Here is an 18,877-nt window from a genome sequence, read left to right on the forward strand (position 1 = left end):
TTTCAATTTTTATACTCCTGAAAATAAGTATCCAGTTTTTCAAGCATTAAACTTAAAGGGTACTCATCGTAGTACTGAAAAGTATGATCTTTTATGTATTGCTCGGTGTGTTGCTTGTATATTTCCGGTTTTAAATCTTTTAAGTGAATAGAGAAGTTCTTGGCTTCATTTTCAAATATTTGCCAGGTCTCTTTTCTAACAGATGGTGTGAATATGGAGAAGGTTGGAATTTCAAGTGCTTTGGCCATATTCACGGCTCCACCTTCATTTCCAATCAGCATTTCGCATTGTGAAAGCAAAGCCAGAAAAGGTCTTAGTTCGGTGCAGTACAAATCAAAGACGATGTGTTTTTTAGTTTCGGCACTACAATGGTTGTATACTTCAAGGGCCTGTTCTTTTTGATCTGGAATATAATTGAAAATAATAGTGGCATTGGTTTTGGCAACTGTAAAATCAATGATTTTAGCCATTCCTTCTAAAGGATACGTCTTGTAAACTTCGCTTCCCAAAATTCCGAACATGATTAATGGCTTTTCCGTATCAACCTGATAGCTTTTCAGAAGTTTTTTAGCATCATCAATTTCAGATTTTTTCAAAAATATTTTTGGTTTTACATCTGTAATCTTTTCAGGAATAAACGGTTTTAGAAGCATCAAACGATTTTCAATGGCCAATCCGTGTTCTGATTCTACGGCATCTAAACGTTCATAAGTGTAATTGTAGAATATTTTGGTGTACCATTTACGATATGAAACCTTATATTTTGCACCCGAAAACAACGTAATTAAATTAGTTTCCAGCTTAGAATAGACGTCAATAACAGCATCGTATTTATTACGTCGGATTTGAAAAATAAATTTAAACAGAGAAGGAGTTGATTTTCTAACCTTGTTGGATAAAGGAATAATGTTATCAATATTCTTGTTCTCTTTTAGTACATCGACAGAATTTGGGTAACACATATAATCGATAATCGAATCCGGGTATTTGGTTTTTAGATTATTACAGATTATGGTGCTCGTTAATACATCTCCAATTCTTTTTTGCTGAATGACTAATATTCTCATTTATATAAAATTCAATTTGTGGGCTAAATTAGTAATAATTTTATAAAGTGTGCAAGCGCACGATTAAGATAAGGTAACTAAAATAAAAAGCCGTATTTTTGTAAAAAAATAAATTCCCCCCAACAAAATGCAAATTAGTGGTCTTATTATTACTTTCAATGAAGAGAAAAACATTGGTAAATGTATAGATGCTTTACTAAGAGTTTGTGACGAAGTAATTGTAGTAGATTCGTTTAGCAAAGATCGTACTGTTGAAATTGCCAGAGAAAAAGGCGCAATAGTGATTGAACAGACCTTTTTGGGCGACGGCCCGCAACGTACACATGGTTTACCTTATTGTAAAAATGACTGGATATTAAATCTTGATGCTGATGAGTTTCTGGATAAAGATGCAGAGAAATTTATAACAGATAAAAAATATCTTGAAGGAAATTATGATGCTTTTAGCTTCAGAGTAAAAAATTTTCTAGGCGATAAACTTATCGATTTTTCGGGCTGGTATCCGGATCAAAAAGTCCGTTTTTTTAATAAACAAACAGCACATCCGTCTGATTCTAAGGTGCATCAGAAGATAATTACTCAAAATGAGAAAAAGGTCTCCGTACACCTCTTACACTATGGTTGGGATTCTTTAGATCAAATTATTGCAAAAAAGAATCAATATTCCGGTTGGCATGCGCAACAACTGTTTGATCAGGGGAAAAGAATAACCGCAATTAAGCCGGTTGTTAATGGGGCTGTTGCGTTTATCAGATGCTACTTTTTTAAGAAAGGTATTTTTAATGGTATAGACGGCTTGTCGATAGCAATGATTCAGAGTTTCTTTTCTTATATGAAATATGCTAAGCTTTTAAAACTTCAAAAGAAGCTAAAATAAAATCTGATAAAAACGGAGGTGCTAATCTCAATTACAGTATCAGTTTTTAAGATATTAACATAGTCCTTCACGCTGTGTTATTTCTTAGCTTTTCGATTGTTGCATGTGTCAGATATATTTTTCGCAATATAGTTAGTGGTAATTTTGCTTTAAAAATTAGTGCACGTGGTTTTTTTCTTATATTTAAAAATAAATAACATCAGGTTTTATTTAACAATAATAAGGTTTTTTGTTTCATTTCTTTTTTTTTGCTTAAAAGTGTTTTTTTTGTGAAAAATAATACTATTAATGATAGATTTGCTAAAAAAATAGAGAATGTCAAAGCTGCCAATTTTAATGTATCATAATGTTGTGGAAGACGAAGCAAAGTCTGTGGATTTAAGTGTTTCTGTAGCAAAATTAGAATCACAATTTAAATTTTTACACGATAACAATTACACGACATTTCATTTTAAAGATCTGGAAAATTTCAAAGAACTTCCTTCAAAAAGCATCATAATCACTTTTGATGATGTTACCGAGTGCCAGTTGTTGTATGCTGTGCCTTTGCTTGAAAAATACCAATTAAAAGCCTCTTTTTTTATACCATTTTCTTACGTTGGGAATTTTGATTACTGGATCGAAGGGAAAGAAAAGATCATGAGTGTCGAACAGCTAAAAGGGTTAAATCCTGATCTTATTGAGCTGGGGTATCACTCTTTTGAACATAAAAGATACAGTTCGTTGTCTAAAGAAGAATTAGAAGCTGATTTTGCGAAGTCTAATAAATTTATTTTAGATAATCAGTTAGATATAAAACCTGTTCTGGCGTATCCTTTTGGAAACTATGCCAAGAAACATTCTGAGTTTGCTGTTTTTGAAAATATGATGCGTGATAACGGTATACAATACGGTTTGAGAATAGGCAACAGAGTAAATAATTTTCCCTTTAAAAATAACTATTTGGTAAAGAGAATAGATATAAAAGGGGAAGATAGTTTGTTTAGATTTAAATTAAAATTGAAAATAGGTAAGCTTAAATTATTTTAAAAAATGCTATGGAAATTAGTGGATTAGTAATAACGTATAATGAAGAAAAAAATATTGGCAAATGTATAGATGCGCTGTTCAGAGTTTGTAACGAAGTAATTGTTGTAGATTCGTTAAGTACAGATAATACAGTGAAAATTGCCGAAGAAAAAGGGGCTAAGGTTGTTTTGCAGAGCTTTTTAGGCGACGGACCTCAGAGAATTCACGGTCTTCCTTATTGTAAAAATGACTGGATTTTAAATTTAGATGCTGATGAGATTCTGGCCGAAGATGCTGAAAAATTTATATTATCGGGCCAATACGAAAAACAGAATTTTGATGTGTATGCCTTTTCGCTGTACAATTATATGGGCTGTAAGCTGATTAATTTTGCAGGTTGGTACCCTGATAAAACTTCACGATTTTTTAACAAACAAACCGCTTCTCCTTCAAAAGATAGTGTACATCAAAAAGTTTGTGGTACTAATAAGACCCACTTAAAAGTTCATATTCATCATTACGCCTGGGACTGTTTCGGGCAATTTATCAGTAAGAAAAATTTATATTCTACCTGGCATGCCCAGCAGCTTTACGATCAGAATAAAAGGGTAAACAGCTTTAAACCGATATTAAACGGGACAGTTTCTTTTATTAGATGTTATTTTTTTAAAAAAGGCTTTTTACATGGTTTAGACGGTTTCACCTTTTCAATGACTCAGGCTTTCTTCTCCTATATGAAATATGCCAAGCTTTTGAAACTTCAAAAACAGAATAAATAAAAAAAATAGTTTTATAAAAAAACAAAGCGGAATGATCACTCATTCCGCTTTGTTTTTTTATAGAGACTTAAAATTAAACAGCAACATCGTACTCACGAAGTGCATTGTTTAATGAAGTTTTCAAATCTGTTGATGGTTTACGAGTACCAATGATTAATGCACATGGTACCTGAAATTCACCTGCAGCGAATTTTTTAGTGTAACTTCCCGGAATCACAACAGAACGGGCAGGAACGAAACCTTTCATTTCAACAGGTTCGTCACCTGTTACATCGATAATTTTTGTGGAAGCAGTCAAACAAACATTAGCACCAAGAACCGCTTCTTTTCCTACGTGGACTCCTTCTACTACAATACAACGAGAACCAATAAAAGCACCATCTTCAATAATAACCGGAGCAGCTTGCAATGGCTCTAAAACACCACCAATACCAACACCTCCGCTTAAGTGAACATTTTTACCAATTTGGGCACAGCTTCCAACAGTTGCCCATGTATCAACCATGGTACCCTCATCAACATAAGCACCAATGTTTACATAACTTGGCATCAAAATGACACCGCTTGAAATATAAGCTCCATAACGGGCTACAGCATTAGGGACTACACGAATTCCTTTTTCAGCATAACCTTTTTTCAGCAACATTTTGTCGTGGTATTCGAAAATACCGGATTCCCATGTTTCCATTTTTTGAATCGGGAAATACATTACAACAGCTTTCTTAACCCATTCGTTTACCTGCCACTTGTCACCAACAGGTTCAGCGCAACGTAATTTTCCTGCATCAATCAATTCAATAACCTCCCTGATAGCATCAGTAGTGGTTGTTTCTTGTAATAAAGCTCTGTTTTCCCAAGCTTGTTCTATTATAGTCTGTAAAGAATTCATAAGTTTTAATTTTTGGCAAAGATAAGGTATTTGCGGAAAAGCAGAAAAGTAAAGCTATTGTAAAATGTTACAAGTGTAACTTTTTGTTTGTATTTTGATAAATAAAACAAGGCTTATGGAAAACGCAAGAATGCGGTTAATCTATAAACGCTTTTTTTTGATGGTAAAACATGATAAAAATCAGATTTTGCATTTTTACTTCTCATTAATTTCGCGGTATAATTCCCGAAAGATATAGAGAGGAATTGCGAAATACCATTCCAAAACAAAAATATTTAATCAGTAAAAAATGAATCAAGAAAATCAACTCCGAACGCCTGTTGCAGTAATCGATAAAGAAGTCACGTGGGATAAAACACAAGTGATTATGAGTAAAACAAATGCTTTTGGTATTATTGAGTATGCCAACGAAGTATTTGTGGATGTATGCGGTTATGAAGATTATGAGTTAATGGGGCAGCCACACAACATCATACGTCATCCGGATATGCCGAGAGTTATTTTTAAAGTACTTTGGGAAAATCTTAAAAACGGAAGAAACTTTCATGCTATTGTTAAGAATTTAGCAAAGTCAGGGCGTTACTATTGGGTTATTACCGATTTTGAGATTGCAAAAGACGAGAACGGAGTTATTGTGAATTATTTTGGAAGACGACAAGCGGTTCCGCAGGAGGTAATAGCCTTGCATATTGAGCCATTGTATAAAAAACTGTTGCAAATTGAAGCAGCGAGCGGTATGGAGTTTAGTGAGAAGTACCTTATTGGATTTCTGGAGGAAAAGAAGAGGACTTATGTTGAATATATTAAGGAGTTAATTTACGAGCATGAGAAATCGCAGGCAAAGTTTGCTCAATATGAAGTGCAGGAAAATGATGAAGAGGAGGAAAGAGGTTTTTTTAGAAGACTGTTTAACAGATAGAAGTTATTTTTTTAGGTTTTGAATATTTGGAAAAAAATCCGTTTTGAACAAAAGCTCAGAACGGATTTTTTATGAGGTAAAATGTACGTCGATTGCTTTAAGAATCTTAAACCAGTTGCTTTGTTTGTTAGGTTTTACAGAAAGTTAAATGTGAAATGATCAAAATAAAAAAAGTCTATCTTTGTATTGTAAATGAAAGTATTATGGAAGCAATTAGATTAGAGTTTCAACCGGAAATAAAAGAAAAAATATTAAAATTGTTAAGTTCGTTTTCTTCAGAGGAACTTAAAATAATTCCGGAAGATTCAGGATTTGAAGAGGATAAGAGGAAATTGAGAGAGAGAGCTGAAAAAATTGCAAACGGAACAGCACAATATAGCACGTTTGAAGAATTAGATGTTTTACTTGAAGAGACTATTAAAAAATATGAAAGTTAATTTAACGATTGAGTTTAATTATGATTTGAATGATATCGTGCATTTTATTTCAAAAGATAAACCAATTGCAGCAAGAAATTTTAAAAATGAATTAGTAAAAAAGTTGAAGAAGGATTTGGTAAATCCTTTTCATTTTAAAAAATCTGTATATTTTGATGATGAAAATTTTAGAGATTATATTTTTAAAGGATACACTACAATCGTAAAAATTGACTCTAAGAATGAAATTGTTCATGTTATTGGTATTTTAAAGCATCGAGCACTATTTTAAATTAAGTTTGCAAAAAAAAATAAAATAAAATGCCAAGAATTCTTTCTATAGACTACGGACAAAAACGTACCGGAATTGCGGTTACCGATGAAATGCAGATCATTGCTTCGGGTTTAACAACAATACCAACCAATACCCTTATTGATTTTCTGAAAGATTATTTTGCAAAAGAAAAGGTCGAAGCCGTTTTAATTGGCGAGCCCAAACAAATGAATGGTCAGCCATCAGAGAGTGCTTCAGTTATTAAAGGATTTGTAACTCATTTTACCAATATTTTTCCTGATATGAAAGTAGTTCGTGTCGACGAACGTTTTACTTCGAAAATGGCCTTTCAAACGATGATCGATAGCGGACTCAGCAAGAAACAGCGCCAGAACAAAGGTTTGATCGATGAAATTTCGGCTACAATTATGCTTCAGGACTATCTTTCGTCAAAACGTTTTTAGCACCCAATCTTTTAGCTTTTTATTTTTTAGAAAAACATAACTTTTATCATGCAATTTTAGTTTTTTTTTGCAATTATAAAAAGTACCTTTGCACTTTAAAAATAATACTGTTATGTCTGACAAAACAATACGTTCTAATAGTGAAGTAGTGCTTATTGGAGCGGGAATTATGAGTGCCACTCTTGGAGTAATTTTGAAAGAATTACAACCTGATATAAAAATTGAAATTTACGAAAGATTAGATGTTGCCGCCGCAGAAAGTTCAGATGCATGGAATAATGCAGGAACAGGGCACTCTGCCTTTTGTGAATTAAATTACACTCCTGAAAAGGCTGACGGAAGTATTGATCCGAAAAAAGCGATAAGTATTGCTGAATCTTTTGAGATTTCACGCCAGTTTTGGTCCTATTTAGTAGAACAGAAAAAGGTACCATCTCCTGATAATTTTATTAAAAGTGTTCCTCACATGAGTTTTGTTTGGGGAGATAAAAATGTAGAGTATCTTAAAAAGAGATTTGAAGCATTACAAAACAACCCTATTTTTTCTCAAATGGAATTTAGTTCCGATTTTGAGCAGTTAAATAAATGGATGCCGCTTGTTATGGAAGGCCGAGATGCTAACGAGAAACTGGCAGCTACTCATATGGAAATAGGTACCGATGTGAATTTTGGGGCCTTAACCAGAAGCATGTTCAATTATTTAGCGACACTTGATGGTGTTTCTTTACACTTTAATCATGAAGTTAAAAAACTAAAACAACGTGAAGATAAATCATGGCGTATCAAAATCACCGATCTTGCTACCGGTGATGTGAGAAAAGCTTATACTAAGTTTGTATTTATTGGAGCGGGTGGAGGTTCATTGCCTTTATTAGAAAAAGCAAATGTACCGGAAGGAGATGGCTACGGAGGTTTTCCGGTAAGCGGTCAATGGTTAAAATGTACCAATCCGGAGGTAATTGCAAAACATCAGGCAAAAGTTTACGGAAAAGCAAGCGTTGGAGCACCTCCAATGTCTGTACCACATATTGATACCCGTGTAATTGATGGCGAAAAAGCACTGCTTTTCGGTCCGTTTGCCGGATTTTCAACACGTTTTTTGAAGAATGGTTCTTACTTAGATTTACCATTATCTATAAAACCGAACAACTTAATTCCAATGTTGTCAGCAGGATATCATAATATTCCTTTGACTAAATATTTGATTGAGCAGGTACGTCAGTCTCCTAAAGACAGAATGAAAGCATTACGCGAGTATTTGCCAACAGCACGTTCTAAAGACTGGAAACTGGAAAGAGCCGGACAGCGTGTTCAGGTAATTAAAAAAGATGAAAACGGTGGTGGGGTTTTAGAGTTTGGTACCGAAGTAATTAGTACACACGACGGAAGCCTGGCAGTGTTATTGGGAGCTTCTCCTGGAGCGTCAACTGCAGTGGGTATTATGGTTGATTTGATCAGCAGATGTTTTGCCAATCAGGTGAAAACACCGGAATGGCAGTCAAAAATGAAAACGATGATCCCTTCTTACGGTCAGACTTTAAATGATAAACCGGAACTTTTAGCCGAGCTCAGAAAACATACTTCTGAAGTTTTAAAACTAAAAAATAGTTAAACTCAGATCCTAGAATAAATAACAAATCCAGATGAATTAATCTGGATTTGTTGCTTTAAATTCCTTTGTAATTTTTAGAATCTTCTCAGCCAGATTGCTCATCCAGATCAATTGCTCGATTACCATTTGAGCTTCCTGCATTTTGGCTTGTCGGGTTTCCTTGTCCAGATCATCATCTGCGGCCAAACGTTTAAAATTAACACGTTTGAGTTCTTCAAATTGTAAGGTCACGTCTTCCTTATCAAAATAAGTGTCATTTATGATCTTTTCATTTCTTAAAACAGCAATGGCGTGATCCAGATTGGAAAGAATTGTTTTAATGATGTAATTAAAAGATTCCGAAGCAGAAGTAGTCTGATGCGATTGTATGTAAGTTGATAACGAGGCCAACGCTGATAATATAGAATGATTTAATACCACCAGTTTATTAACCAATGGAAGTGTTTTTTGCTTCGATTTAGGCTCCTGCATCATTCGCTGGAAGGAAGTCATAAGGTTACCAACCTCAACAAAAGCGTTTTTTCTGGATAATCGGTATGAAGTAGGAACTTCGCCTTTTTTATTGTAGAAATCGGCAATCTCCTTCAGGTAATTTCGATTGGCCCGAATCGAATTTTCAATATGTATTGGAGTATTGATAAATTCCCAGGCTGGCCATAAAAACTGATTGGCTAAAAATGCTAAAATGGCTCCCGCAAGAGAATCGAGAATTCTAAATTGAATTACCTCGACCACATTTGGAGCTAAAATTCCATAAATAAAAACCACGTACATCGTAACAAATGTTGCGCTTATCTTGTAATTAATTTGCGTAAACGAAATACCAAGAAGCATACAAACAATAGAGAATATACTCAATACAACGTGATTTTGGACCAAAGAAACGATTCCGAATGCTAACAATCCTCCTAAAATAGTACCGAAAATTCGGTTATAGGAGCGCTCTTTCGTTAAGCCGTAACCCGGGCGCATGATCACCACAATGGTCAGTAAAATCCAGTACACATTTTGAAACGGAAGAAATTTTCCAATCACAAAACCAATTAAAATAGTTGTAGTCAATCGTATGGAATGCCTGAAAATAGAAGAAGAGTAGGATAAATTCTCAATCAAAGTGCGTAATGGATAATATTGAGGCGTTAGGAACTTCTCCAGTTCTTTATCTTTATCCTTTAATTTATAAGATTGCATCGCAAGTGAAAAAGCACGCTGGATGGTTTTGATTTTTCCCACCTGATTTTTAGCGTACTTCAGCATATTGGTCAACATCAGCACGCCTTCGGCAGCTTCTTCTTTGCCTAAAGTTTTTTCATAGTCAAAAATGGCAAACTCCAGAGCATCAAGTTCATTCTTTAAATCATTCTTGTCAACATATACACTGATGTTGTGTACATTTTTAGACAGTTTTTTTAAGGTAGAGGCTAATTTATAAGCTACATTTTGATAGGTTCGCAGTACATCCGGATGCGCGGAAAATTTTTCATGAATTTTGTTATGGTCGAATGAGGTGTACAAAGCCAGTTCCTGAATTTCTACCAAAGTGATAAAAACCAGTAACATTTTTCGATTTTGACTGGTAGCCCCCGAAGTATTTTGATTGCCAATAAGCATTTTTCTCAAATCCTCATGAATCAGGTTGAGTTCGACCTGAACGCTTAATTGTTTTTCGATGATGGCTGTTCGGTTGGCTTCGGGACTCCACAAATCCCCTCTGAGTTTTAAATATTTGGCCGTTAGTTTTATGCCTTCAGCAATTTGAAGTTCAACATATTTGTACGGCTGTACAAAGTGGAAAACAAGTGATACAATCAGATATAAAATTCCACCGATAAAAATAAAACCCGAATACTCAAAAGCCTCCCAGCCTTCATGCAAATGACCAAACGATAAGGAAATCGACAACAAAGCAGAAAACGAAACCAGAGTAGCACGCTGACCATATACTGAAATCATTGAACATAAGAACAGTAAAAAGCCTAAAAAAGGATAAAACAAAAAGGGATACGGATAAGCAAGATTTACCAGTAAGTTTACTCCCGAAACGATAAAGGAAGCCACTATAAGTCCTTTTATCTTATGGCTTAAAGAACTCGGAATATCACTGGGATGGGTATAAAAAGCCCCCAAAGCGATAGTAAAACCGATTTCGAAGTGTCCGAGAAAGTTCAAAATTAAGACAGGAACAACCGAAGCAATAGTTACTTTTGAGGCATTTAAAAAAGAAGTACTGTTGGTAAATTTCGAGATACGATCAAACATATATGGAGGTTTACAAACAAAGGTAAGAATTGTACGAATTAATTTGGCATAATTATGGATGAGTTTTTGGCGAGATTGCAAAAAATGACACATAATAGCCCTTTCGAATTATTCATTGACTATTTTTTACTATTTTTGCCAGCTGAATTAAGAGAATTAAATTCAGTGTTTTTTCAGTAGATAATACATTAAAATATTACAAATGATTTTACCAATTGTAGGATATGGTGATCCTGTTTTAAGAAAAGTGGGTGAGGCAATTACGCCAGATTATCCAAACCTAAAAGAAACAATAGCTAACATGTATGAAACCATGTACAACGCTTTAGGGGTTGGACTTGCTGCGCCTCAGGTAGGAGTGCCTATTCGTTTGTTTGTTATTGATACAACTCCTTTTAGTGATGATGAGGATCTTTCTTCAAGTGAGCAGGAAGATTTAAAAGGTTTCAAAAAAACTTTTATCAATGCTAAGATTTTGAAAGAAGAAGGTGAGGAGTGGAGTTTTAATGAAGGTTGTTTGAGTATTCCGGACGTTCGCGAAGATGTTTACAGAAAGCCTACCGTTACAATTGAATATTGTGAGGAAGATTTCGTAATGAAAACCGAAGTTTTTGACGGGTTGGTAGCCAGAGTAATTCAGCACGAATACGATCATATTGAAGGAGTTTTGTTTACAGATAAAATCTCTTCTCTAAAGAAACGTCTGATCCAGAAAAAATTAAAAAACATTACAGAAGGCAAAACATTTCAGGAATACAGAATGAAATTTTTTGCTGCAAAAAAAGGAAGATAGTATTCTAAAGTATGAATTTAGAATCAAAGAAATATAATAAATCAAATTCTTAATACTAATTTTAATAAACATGAATTTAGAGAAAATTTTAGCCATTTCTGGGAAACCAGGTTTATATGTATTGAAAGTGCAAACTCGTACAGGTTTTGTGGCAGAATCATTAGCAGATGGAAAAAAAATCACAGTAAACTTAAAAAGTAATGTAAGTTTATTATCAGAGATTTCAATTTATACTTACGAAGGCGAAAAACCATTAACAGAAGTAATGCAGCGCATTGCAACTAAAGAAAATAAAGGGCAGGCTATTTCGCACAAAGAAGACAATGCTACATTATTGGCTTATTTTAAAGAAATTTTACCTGAATATGACGAAGAGAGAGTTTATCCTTCAGATATTAAAAAAGTATTAAACTGGTACAACACTCTTCAGTCTAAAGGTTTGGTAACAGATTTAGCTCCTGCTCCTGTTGAAGCTCAAGAAGAAGCTCCGGTTGCTGAAGAAAAACCAAAAAAAGCTCCTGCTGCTAAAAAAGCAAAAGCTAAAAAAGAAGAATAGTAGTTCACAGCATTCTTTTAAGGTTCTAAGGCACTAAGTTTCGAAGTGACTAAGTTCGTTTTAGATTGTTAAAAAATGGTTAGGCTCAGCATCTTAGAACTTCAGAATCTTAGAAGCTCAGAACCTAAATACTTCAAAATATATTAATCCTGTTGAGATGTTTTCTTGACAGGATTTTTTACTTTTACACCAATCGTTACAACCCGGATAAAATTTCAAAAATGAGCAAAGAACTTCAACTTAAGGCCTTCGAAAGATTATTAATTATTATGGATGAACTTCGTGAGCAATGCCCGTGGGATAAAAAACAAACTTTGCAAACACTTAGGCATCTTACCATTGAAGAAACCTATGAGCTGGGTGACGCTATTTTAGACAATGATTTAAATGAAGTAAAAAAAGAACTGGGTGATTTGCTGTTGCATATTGTTTTTTATGCGAAAATAGGCTCTGAAACCAACGATTTTGACATGGCAGATGTGTGTAACGAAATCTGTGATAAACTCATTCATCGTCATCCTCATATCTACAGTGATACCAAAGTCAAAGACGAAGAAGAAGTAAAACAAAACTGGGAAAAGTTAAAGCTGAAAGAAGGTAAAAAATCAGTTTTAGAAGGAGTTCCGAGAAGTTTGCCGGCATTAGTAAAAGCCAGTCGAATTCAGGATAAAGTAAAAGGAGTTGGTTTTGACTGGGAAGAACCGCATCAGGTTTGGGACAAAGTACAGGAAGAACTGGAAGAATTGCAAGTTGAAGTAAAAGCAGGCGATCAGGACAAAATAGAGGCCGAATTTGGAGATGTTTTATTCTCTATGATCAATTACGCCCGTTTTTTAAATGTAAATCCCGAAGATGCTTTGGAGCGTACCAATAAAAAATTTATCAGTCGTTTTCAGTATCTGGAAAGCAAAGCAGCTGAGATGGGAAAACCTTTGATGGATATGACGTTGGCCGAAATGGATGTTTTTTGGAACGAAGCTAAAAAGCAGTAATTATTCTGCCAGCTTTTTTAAGGCTTTGATGTCCTTAAGTTTGATTTTTTTACCTACTAATTCAATTAAATTTAGTTTGTTAAAATCGGATAACAATCGGATACAGCTTTCTGTGGCCGTACCTATGATACCTGCCAGTTCTTCTCTTGTAAGCTGAACTTTCAGGGTATTGTCCGCATTCTCACCAAAATCGTCATGCAACTGCAGCAAAGTTTCGGCTAAACGCTGTTTCACCGTTTTTTGTACCAATGCAATTTTATCGTTTTCAGATTCTTTTAAATCCTCACAAACCGACTGCATTAAATTCATAGAGAACTGATTGTTGTTATTGAAAAAGTGAAGAATTTCGGCTTTCGGAATAAAACATACTTCCATATCAGCAACGGCTTTGGCTGTTAAGTTAGCAGGTTCATTGCTGATCATAGAACGCTGACCTAAAAGTTCTCCTGATTTTACCAGTTTTACAATTTGATCTTTTCCGTTGGCACTTAATTTAGAGAGTTTTCCAACACCGTCTTTTACACAATAAACTCCATTCGTAACTTCACCTTCTTCAAAAAGCGCATCCCCTTTTTTTATCGTGTAAGTTGTTTTGCTATTCGCCAGTTTCACAACTTCGTCTTTATTGAGTGCTTTTAGAGAAGAAAGCTGTCTTACGATACATTGGTCACATTTATTCATAGCAAAAATATTTATTACAAAATTAACCAATATTCGCTTTCGCAGCTAGTGTTCGGGCTGAAAAAAAACATAAAAAATCTGACAACGCTATTTGAAGGATTTATTTCATTAAATTAGAAACGGATTTCTTTGTAGTATGATAAATGTCATATTTAAAGTCACCTCTTATTTTGAATATTTGTGGTATCAAAAAAAAACAAATTATGAGTGAACAAAGTTGTTTTCATTGCGGACTTACGATTCCTAAAAATGAAGTAATCAATTTTGATGAAAAGAAGTTTTGCTGCGCCGGTTGTAAAACGGTTTACGAAATTTTTAGTCTTCATGATTTAACCGGTTATTATGATTTTGAAAATGCACCCGGCGCTACTCCACAGGATATCACAGGTAAATATGACTTTTTAGACAATGAGGCTATTCTTTCGAAAGTATTAGAATTTCAGGAAGGAAATACCGCTATTGTTTCCTTAAACATTCCTTATATTCATTGCAGTTCCTGCATTTGGATTTTAGAGAATTTAAACAAAATTCAACCTGGCATAAGTCTTTCTCAGGTGAATTTCCCGGAGAAAAGGGTTCGGATTACTTTTAATTCAGATACCGTTTCTTTGAAAACTATCGTTTATATGCTTAGTTCTATAGGCTATGAACCTTATATTAGTCTGGAAAATTATGAAACGGGTAAAAATAATGTCGACAGAAGCTTAACGTATAAATTAGGTGTTGCCTTTTTTTGCTTCGGAAACATCATGTTACTATCATTTCCGGAATATTTTGAAATAAAAGAATTCTGGCTGGACAATTACAAACCTTTTTTCAGAATCCTGATTTTTATTTTGGCTTTGCCCAGCTTTTTGTACTCGGCAAGTGGTTACTATGTTTCTGCTTACAAGAGTATCAAATCGGGAATGCTGAATATCGATATTCCAATTGCATTGGGAATTATTGTAATGTTTGTTCGAAGTACTTTTGATATCGTCATGAATTATGGATCAGGTTTCTTTGATAGCTTGACAGGACTGGTTTTTTTCATGTTGTTAGGAAAGATGTTTCAGATTAAAACCTATAGTTTTTTAAGTTTCGAAAGAGACTTCAAATCCTATTTTCCAATTGCTGTGACCAGAATTAATTCAGATACTTCAGAAGAAAGTATTCCTGTTTACGATGTTTTAAAAGGAAACAGATTGCTCATTCGAAATCAGGAGCTTATTCCTGTTGATGGAATTCTGATTAGTGAAAAGGCAGAAATCGATTATAGTTTTGTGACGGGAGAAGCGGTTCCAATCACTAAGAAATCGGGAGATAAAGTTTTTGCCGGAGGGAAACATATTGGGAAAGTGATCGAAATGGAAGTGTTGCATTCGGTGTCACAAAGTTATCTGACACAATTATGGAGTAATGAAATCTTCCAGAAAAAAGTGCTTCAAAAGCACAAAACAATAACCGATGCGATTAGTAGGTATTTTACACCATTGTTATTATTAGTTGCTTTTGCGGGCTTTGGTTATTGGATTTTTATTGATGCCAATACCGCTTTTAATGTCTTTACTGCGGTTCTGATTGTCGCCTGTCCATGTGCATTGGCACTTACTGCACCTTTTACGTTTGGTAATATACTGCGAATCATGGGCAAGCAAAAAATGTATCTCAAAAATGCGTTAGTAATTGAGCAGCTGGCAAAAGTGGATACGATTGTTTTTGACAAAACCGGAACGATCACCACTAACAAGAAATCGAATATTGTGTATGAGGGAAACTCTCTCTCTGAAGAAAATTATATACTTATTAAAAATGTGCTTCGTGCTTCTAATCACCCTTTGAGCCGAATGTTGTATGATTTCCTGCCGGATTCAGATAGAATAAAAATTAATGATTTTCAGGAAATTACCGGAAAAGGAATTCAGGCTTCTACAGAGAATGCTACAATCAAAATTGGATCCGCAGCCTTTGTTGATAGCCCTGTAACGGAACTGTCTGAAATCGAAAAAACAGGTCTTCATATTAGAATCGATGGTACTTATTATGGGAAATTTACATTCCAGAATAAATATAGGGATGGTTTGGAAAAACTTTTTTCAACATTGAGTCATGAGTATCAAATAAAGGTGCTTTCAGGTGATAATGATGGAGAACGCGCTACTTTGGAAGCCATTTTGCCCAAAAACACAGAATTGATTTTTAATCAGAAGCCGGAGCAAAAGTTAGAATTTATCAAAAAATTGCAAGACGAAGGTTGTAATGTGATGATGGTTGGAGACGGTTTAAACGATGCAGGTGCTTTGGCACAAAGTAATGTTGGAATTTCGATCTCTGAAAATGTCAATGTTTTCTCTCCTGCCTGCGATGCTATACTGGATGCAAGTGAGTTTTCGAGACTAAATTATTTTTTAAAATTATCACACAAATCGATTACAATTATTAAAATGAGTTTTGTCTTGTCACTGCTGTATAATATTGTCGGACTCTCTTTCGCAATTACAGGAAATTTGTTGCCATTGGTTGCGGCTATTATTATGCCTTTAAGCACAATTACGATTGTAAGTTTTGTTACGATTATGTCTAACTACTTCAGTGGTAGTAGTTTAAAATCATTATAAATAATTCTAAAACTATTTTTTATATTTTTAACATAAGAACATCACTTATGATAATTATCATATTTTGCCAGGCAATAAGCGAGTAATTTTGTTAGTATAAAACGTAAGGTATGAGTGTTATTTATCTATTAATTTCAGTAAGTATTTTCGTAGCAATTGGATTCTTTGTTGCTTTTATTGTAGCTGTTAAATCAGGACAATACGATGACGATTATACACCCTCAGTCAGAATGCTTTTTGATGATGAGACCAAAATTACCAGCCCAAAGAACAATTTACCAATAAAAGAAAAACAAGTATAATTATGGAAATGGAACAGTTTTATTACGACAACAAAATTGTTAAAAAATTCATTTACGCCACTATCCTGTTTGGAGTAGTGGGGATGTTAGTAGGGCTTACCCTTGCGGTGATGTACCTTTTTCCCAACATAACTGATGGGATCTCCTGGCTTAGTTATGGGCGACTACGGCCTTTGCACACCAATGCGGTAATTTTTGCCTTCGTTGGGAATGCCTTTTTTGCAGGGATGTATTATTCGCTGCAGCGTTTGCTAAAAGCCAGAATGTTCAGCGACTTTTTAAGTAATCTGCATTTTTGGGGCTGGCAGCTTATCATTGTCGCCGCAGCAATCACCTTGCCTTTAGGGTATACTTCTTCAAAAGAATATGCTGAATTAGAATGGCCAATAGATATTGCGATTGCTCTTATTTGGGTGGTAATGGGGATTAATATGATTGGTACCATGCTGCGTCGTAGAGAACGTCATTTATATGTAGCCATTTGGTTTTATCTGGCCACATTTGTTACAGTAGCAGTGTTGCATATTTTCAATAACATTGAGATTCCGGTTTCAGCTTTAAAAAGCTACTCCGTTTACGCAGGGGTTCAGGATGCTCTAGTTCAGTGGTGGTATGGCCACAATGCAGTTGCATTTTTCCTTACAACGCCGTTTTTAGGACTCATGTATTACTTTGTTCCAAAAGTAGCCAATCGTCCGGTATATTCTTATAGATTATCAATTATCCATTTCTGGTCGCTGATTTTTATTTATATCTGGGCAGGTCCGCACCACTTATTGTATTCAGCTTTGCCAAACTGGGCGCAAAATTTAGGAGTTGCTTTTTCAGTAATGCTTATTGCTCCATCTTGGGGAGGTATGATCAACGGACTTTTAACCTTGAGAGGAGCATGGGACAAAGTGCGTGAAGAACCAGTTTTGAAATTCTTTGTAGTAGCCATTACCGGATACGGAATGGCCACTTTTGAAGGACCAATGCTTTCTTTAAAAAATGTAAATGCTATTGCGCACTATACGGACTGGATCGTTGCACACGTACACGTAGGAGCTTTAGCCTGGAACGGTTTCATGTCGTTTGGTATTATTTATTGGTTGATTCCGAGAATGACCAAATCGGATTTGTTTTCTAAAAAATTAGCCAATTTCCATTTCTGGATTGGAACTTTAGGAATCATTATTTATACAATTCCATTGTATGTAGCAGGTTTTCAACAAGCTTCGATGTGGAAACAATTTAACCCTGATGGAACTTTAGTTTATGGTAACTTCCTTGAAACCGTTACGGCTATTATGCCAATGTATTGGATGAGGGCCATCGGAGGTAGTTTGTATCTGCTTGGAATGCTGACATTGGTTTACAATATTATTATGACCGTAAAAGCGGGTAATACAATCGAAGACGAATTAGCTCAGGCTCCGGCATTACAAAGAATCAGCAGTGGAAGACTTAATGGGGAGAAATTCCATACCTGGTTGGAGAGAAAACCAATTCAGTTAACCATTTTAGCTACGATTGCTATTTTAATTGGAGGTGTCATTCAGATTGTACCAACTATTATGGTGAAATCTAATATTCCGACGATCTCTAGCGTGAAACCTTACTCGCCTTTAGAACTTGAAGGACGTGACTTGTACATAAGAGAAGGTTGTGTGGGATGTCATTCACAATCTGTTCGTCCGTTCAGAAGCGAAGTAGAGCGTTACGGACCACAATCAAAAGCTGGAGAGTTTGTATACGATCATCCCTTTTTATGGGGTTCAAAACGTACAGGTCCCGATTTGTTGAGAGTAGGTGGAAAATATAATGACAACTGGCATTTTAACCATATGTGGAATCCACAAAGTACTTCAGCAGGATCAATCATGCCGGGTTACAAATGGTTGTTTGATAATGAAGCAATGGATGTTTCTCTGACTCAGAAGAAAATGAAGGCAATGGTGTCACTGGGGGTTCCTTATACCGAGGAAGAAATTAAAAATGCTCCTCAAACTTTAAGAACACAGGCGATGGCGATTGAGAAAAGTCTGGAAAACGATCCTGATTATGTAAAAAGTTACGAGGACAGTAAGAAAAAAGCAATTGCAAAAGGCGAAAAATTCGTTCCGATGAACGAGAGAGAAATTGTCGCTCTAATTGCTTACATACAAAGACTTGGAACGGACATCAAAGTAAAACAACCTTCTAAATAACAGCATCATGTTTGAACAAATAAAACACAATATGGAGAACATCGCGGGTATCGAAATTTACCCGATACTTTCTCTGTTGATTTTCTTTTTCTTCTTTGTAGGCCTGGGTTTTTGGGTGTTCTCCTATAAGAAAGAAAAAATAGAGGAGATGAGTGCGATACCTTTGGATGAAGGGCTTATTATAATTTCAAAAGATAAATAAA

19 protein-coding genes are annotated in these 18,877 nt (G+C 35.0%); 15 read left to right on the forward strand and 4 right to left on the reverse strand.

Going from position 1 to position 18,877, the window contains the following annotated elements; translation table 11 throughout:
- Positions 1 to 2: 2 nt before the first annotated feature.
- The gene (locus LNQ34_RS16425; RefSeq protein ID WP_230000484.1) at positions 3 to 1,067 is read right to left on the reverse strand and encodes a glycosyltransferase family 9 protein; all 1,065 of its coding nucleotides are present in this window, start codon (positions 1,065 to 1,067) and stop codon (positions 3 to 5) included.
- Positions 1,068 to 1,194: 127 nt separating this feature from the next.
- Here LNQ34_RS16425 and LNQ34_RS16430 point away from each other — a divergent pair, with 127 nt between their 5' ends.
- From LNQ34_RS16430 to LNQ34_RS16440, 3 genes are all read left to right on the forward strand, one after another.
- On the forward strand, positions 1,195 to 1,944 hold the full coding sequence (locus LNQ34_RS16430; RefSeq protein ID WP_230000485.1) for a glycosyltransferase family 2 protein: 750 nt from the start codon (positions 1,195 to 1,197) through the stop codon (positions 1,942 to 1,944).
- A 315-nt stretch (positions 1,945 to 2,259) separates the two neighbouring features.
- Entirely contained in the window at positions 2,260 to 2,973 is a 714-nt protein-coding gene (locus tag LNQ34_RS16435) for a polysaccharide deacetylase family protein (protein ID WP_202701379.1), read from the forward strand.
- An 8-nt stretch (positions 2,974 to 2,981) separates the two neighbouring features.
- A complete protein-coding gene (locus LNQ34_RS16440; RefSeq protein WP_202701381.1) occupies positions 2,982 to 3,731 on the forward strand; it encodes a glycosyltransferase family 2 protein in 750 nt (249 codons plus the stop codon).
- Positions 3,732 to 3,804: 73 nt separating this feature from the next.
- Here the strand turns inward: LNQ34_RS16440 and LNQ34_RS16445 are convergent, their stop codons facing one another.
- Positions 3,805 to 4,620: a 2,3,4,5-tetrahydropyridine-2,6-dicarboxylate N-succinyltransferase gene (locus tag LNQ34_RS16445; RefSeq protein WP_089078334.1), complete on the reverse strand. Its 816-nt coding sequence runs from the start codon at positions 4,618 to 4,620 to the stop codon at positions 3,805 to 3,807.
- 289 nt (positions 4,621 to 4,909) lie between these two features.
- On the opposite strand from LNQ34_RS16445, the gene LNQ34_RS16450 reads away from it, so the two are divergent.
- The 5 genes from LNQ34_RS16450 to LNQ34_RS16470 all read left to right on the forward strand — a co-directional run bounded on the left by LNQ34_RS16450 (position 4,910) and on the right by LNQ34_RS16470 (position 8,305).
- Entirely contained in the window at positions 4,910 to 5,539 is a 630-nt protein-coding gene (locus LNQ34_RS16450; protein ID WP_230000486.1) for a PAS domain-containing protein, read from the forward strand.
- Between the two features lie 155 nt (positions 5,540 to 5,694).
- Positions 5,695 to 5,976, forward strand: coding sequence for a hypothetical protein (locus tag LNQ34_RS16455; RefSeq protein ID WP_230000487.1), 282 nt, complete (start codon positions 5,695 to 5,697; stop codon positions 5,974 to 5,976).
- Positions 5,966 to 6,247, forward strand: coding sequence for a type II toxin-antitoxin system RelE/ParE family toxin (locus tag LNQ34_RS16460; RefSeq protein WP_202701387.1), 282 nt, complete (start codon positions 5,966 to 5,968; stop codon positions 6,245 to 6,247). The genes LNQ34_RS16455 and LNQ34_RS16460 overlap by 11 nt, the downstream gene beginning before the upstream one ends.
- Positions 6,248 to 6,276: 29 nt before the next feature.
- On the forward strand, positions 6,277 to 6,693 hold the full coding sequence (gene ruvX / locus LNQ34_RS16465) for a Holliday junction resolvase RuvX (RefSeq protein ID WP_070906723.1): 417 nt from the start codon (positions 6,277 to 6,279) through the stop codon (positions 6,691 to 6,693).
- Positions 6,694 to 6,805: 112 nt separating this feature from the next.
- On the forward strand, positions 6,806 to 8,305 hold the full coding sequence (locus tag LNQ34_RS16470) for a malate:quinone oxidoreductase (RefSeq protein ID WP_202701389.1): 1,500 nt from the start codon (positions 6,806 to 6,808) through the stop codon (positions 8,303 to 8,305).
- Between the two features lie 36 nt (positions 8,306 to 8,341).
- Here the strand turns inward: LNQ34_RS16470 and LNQ34_RS16475 are convergent, their stop codons facing one another.
- Entirely contained in the window at positions 8,342 to 10,564 is a 2,223-nt protein-coding gene (locus LNQ34_RS16475) for an FUSC family protein (RefSeq protein ID WP_230000488.1), read from the reverse strand.
- A 202-nt stretch (positions 10,565 to 10,766) separates the two neighbouring features.
- Between LNQ34_RS16475 and def the strand changes: the two genes are divergently transcribed.
- The 3 genes from def to mazG all read left to right on the forward strand — a co-directional run bounded on the left by def (position 10,767) and on the right by mazG (position 12,905).
- Positions 10,767 to 11,357 (forward strand): peptide deformylase, encoded by a 591-nt coding sequence (gene def / locus LNQ34_RS16480; RefSeq protein WP_017498326.1) that lies wholly within the window; start codon positions 10,767 to 10,769, stop codon positions 11,355 to 11,357.
- Positions 11,358 to 11,427: 70 nt separating this feature from the next.
- Positions 11,428 to 11,913, forward strand: coding sequence for a DUF5606 family protein (locus LNQ34_RS16485; RefSeq protein WP_230000489.1), 486 nt, complete (start codon positions 11,428 to 11,430; stop codon positions 11,911 to 11,913).
- Between the two features lie 221 nt (positions 11,914 to 12,134).
- Entirely contained in the window at positions 12,135 to 12,905 is a 771-nt protein-coding gene (mazG, locus tag LNQ34_RS16490) for a nucleoside triphosphate pyrophosphohydrolase (RefSeq protein ID WP_202701395.1), read from the forward strand.
- Here the strand turns inward: mazG and LNQ34_RS16495 are convergent, their stop codons facing one another.
- Positions 12,906 to 13,586, reverse strand: a complete 681-nt coding sequence (locus tag LNQ34_RS16495) for a Crp/Fnr family transcriptional regulator (protein ID WP_230000490.1) — start codon at positions 13,584 to 13,586, stop codon at positions 12,906 to 12,908.
- Between the two features lie 203 nt (positions 13,587 to 13,789).
- Between LNQ34_RS16495 and LNQ34_RS16500 the strand changes: the two genes are divergently transcribed.
- From LNQ34_RS16500 to LNQ34_RS16515, 4 genes are all read left to right on the forward strand, one after another.
- On the forward strand, positions 13,790 to 16,183 hold the full coding sequence (locus LNQ34_RS16500) for a heavy metal translocating P-type ATPase (RefSeq protein WP_202701397.1): 2,394 nt from the start codon (positions 13,790 to 13,792) through the stop codon (positions 16,181 to 16,183).
- 110 nt (positions 16,184 to 16,293) lie between these two features.
- A complete protein-coding gene (gene ccoS / locus LNQ34_RS16505) occupies positions 16,294 to 16,485 on the forward strand; it encodes a cbb3-type cytochrome oxidase assembly protein CcoS (protein ID WP_202701399.1) in 192 nt (63 codons plus the stop codon).
- A 2-nt stretch (positions 16,486 to 16,487) separates the two neighbouring features.
- Positions 16,488 to 18,674: a cytochrome-c oxidase, cbb3-type subunit I gene (ccoN, locus tag LNQ34_RS16510; protein WP_230000491.1), complete on the forward strand. Its 2,187-nt coding sequence runs from the start codon at positions 16,488 to 16,490 to the stop codon at positions 18,672 to 18,674.
- A 7-nt stretch (positions 18,675 to 18,681) separates the two neighbouring features.
- Positions 18,682 to 18,876 (forward strand): CcoQ/FixQ family Cbb3-type cytochrome c oxidase assembly chaperone, encoded by a 195-nt coding sequence (locus tag LNQ34_RS16515; protein WP_202701404.1) that lies wholly within the window; start codon positions 18,682 to 18,684, stop codon positions 18,874 to 18,876.
- Position 18,877 lies beyond the last annotated feature (1 nt).

The organism is Flavobacterium lipolyticum, from assembly GCF_020905335.1.
GTDB lineage: Bacteria > Bacteroidota > Bacteroidia > Flavobacteriales > Flavobacteriaceae > Flavobacterium > Flavobacterium lipolyticum.

What these genes read in the sequence shown, in the direction of transcription:
- LNQ34_RS16425 (WP_230000484.1), bottom strand. Translation starts at nt 1,067, where the DNA reads ATGAGAATATTAGTCATTCAGCAAAAAAGAATTGGAGATGTATTAACG.
- LNQ34_RS16430 (WP_230000485.1), top strand. Translation starts at nt 1,195, where the DNA reads ATGCAAATTAGTGGTCTTATTATTACTTTCAATGAAGAGAAAAACATT.
- LNQ34_RS16435 (WP_202701379.1), top strand. Translation starts at nt 2,260, where the DNA reads ATGTCAAAGCTGCCAATTTTAATGTATCATAATGTTGTGGAAGACGAA.
- LNQ34_RS16440 (WP_202701381.1), top strand. Translation starts at nt 2,982, where the DNA reads ATGGAAATTAGTGGATTAGTAATAACGTATAATGAAGAAAAAAATATT.
- LNQ34_RS16445 (WP_089078334.1), bottom strand. Translation starts at nt 4,620, where the DNA reads ATGAATTCTTTACAGACTATAATAGAACAAGCTTGGGAAAACAGAGCT.
- LNQ34_RS16450 (WP_230000486.1), top strand. Translation starts at nt 4,910, where the DNA reads ATGAATCAAGAAAATCAACTCCGAACGCCTGTTGCAGTAATCGATAAA.
- LNQ34_RS16455 (WP_230000487.1), top strand. Translation starts at nt 5,695, where the DNA reads ATGATCAAAATAAAAAAAGTCTATCTTTGTATTGTAAATGAAAGTATT.
- LNQ34_RS16460 (WP_202701387.1), top strand. Translation starts at nt 5,966, where the DNA reads ATGAAAGTTAATTTAACGATTGAGTTTAATTATGATTTGAATGATATC.
- ruvX (WP_070906723.1), top strand. Translation starts at nt 6,277, where the DNA reads ATGCCAAGAATTCTTTCTATAGACTACGGACAAAAACGTACCGGAATT.
- LNQ34_RS16470 (WP_202701389.1), top strand. Translation starts at nt 6,806, where the DNA reads ATGTCTGACAAAACAATACGTTCTAATAGTGAAGTAGTGCTTATTGGA.
- LNQ34_RS16475 (WP_230000488.1), bottom strand. Translation starts at nt 10,564, where the DNA reads ATGTTTGATCGTATCTCGAAATTTACCAACAGTACTTCTTTTTTAAAT.
- def (WP_017498326.1), top strand. Translation starts at nt 10,767, where the DNA reads ATGATTTTACCAATTGTAGGATATGGTGATCCTGTTTTAAGAAAAGTG.
- LNQ34_RS16485 (WP_230000489.1), top strand. Translation starts at nt 11,428, where the DNA reads ATGAATTTAGAGAAAATTTTAGCCATTTCTGGGAAACCAGGTTTATAT.
- mazG (WP_202701395.1), top strand. Translation starts at nt 12,135, where the DNA reads ATGAGCAAAGAACTTCAACTTAAGGCCTTCGAAAGATTATTAATTATT.
- LNQ34_RS16495 (WP_230000490.1), bottom strand. Translation starts at nt 13,586, where the DNA reads ATGAATAAATGTGACCAATGTATCGTAAGACAGCTTTCTTCTCTAAAA.
- LNQ34_RS16500 (WP_202701397.1), top strand. Translation starts at nt 13,790, where the DNA reads ATGAGTGAACAAAGTTGTTTTCATTGCGGACTTACGATTCCTAAAAAT.
- ccoS (WP_202701399.1), top strand. Translation starts at nt 16,294, where the DNA reads ATGAGTGTTATTTATCTATTAATTTCAGTAAGTATTTTCGTAGCAATT.
- ccoN (WP_230000491.1), top strand. Translation starts at nt 16,488, where the DNA reads ATGGAAATGGAACAGTTTTATTACGACAACAAAATTGTTAAAAAATTC.
- LNQ34_RS16515 (WP_202701404.1), top strand. Translation starts at nt 18,682, where the DNA reads ATGTTTGAACAAATAAAACACAATATGGAGAACATCGCGGGTATCGAA.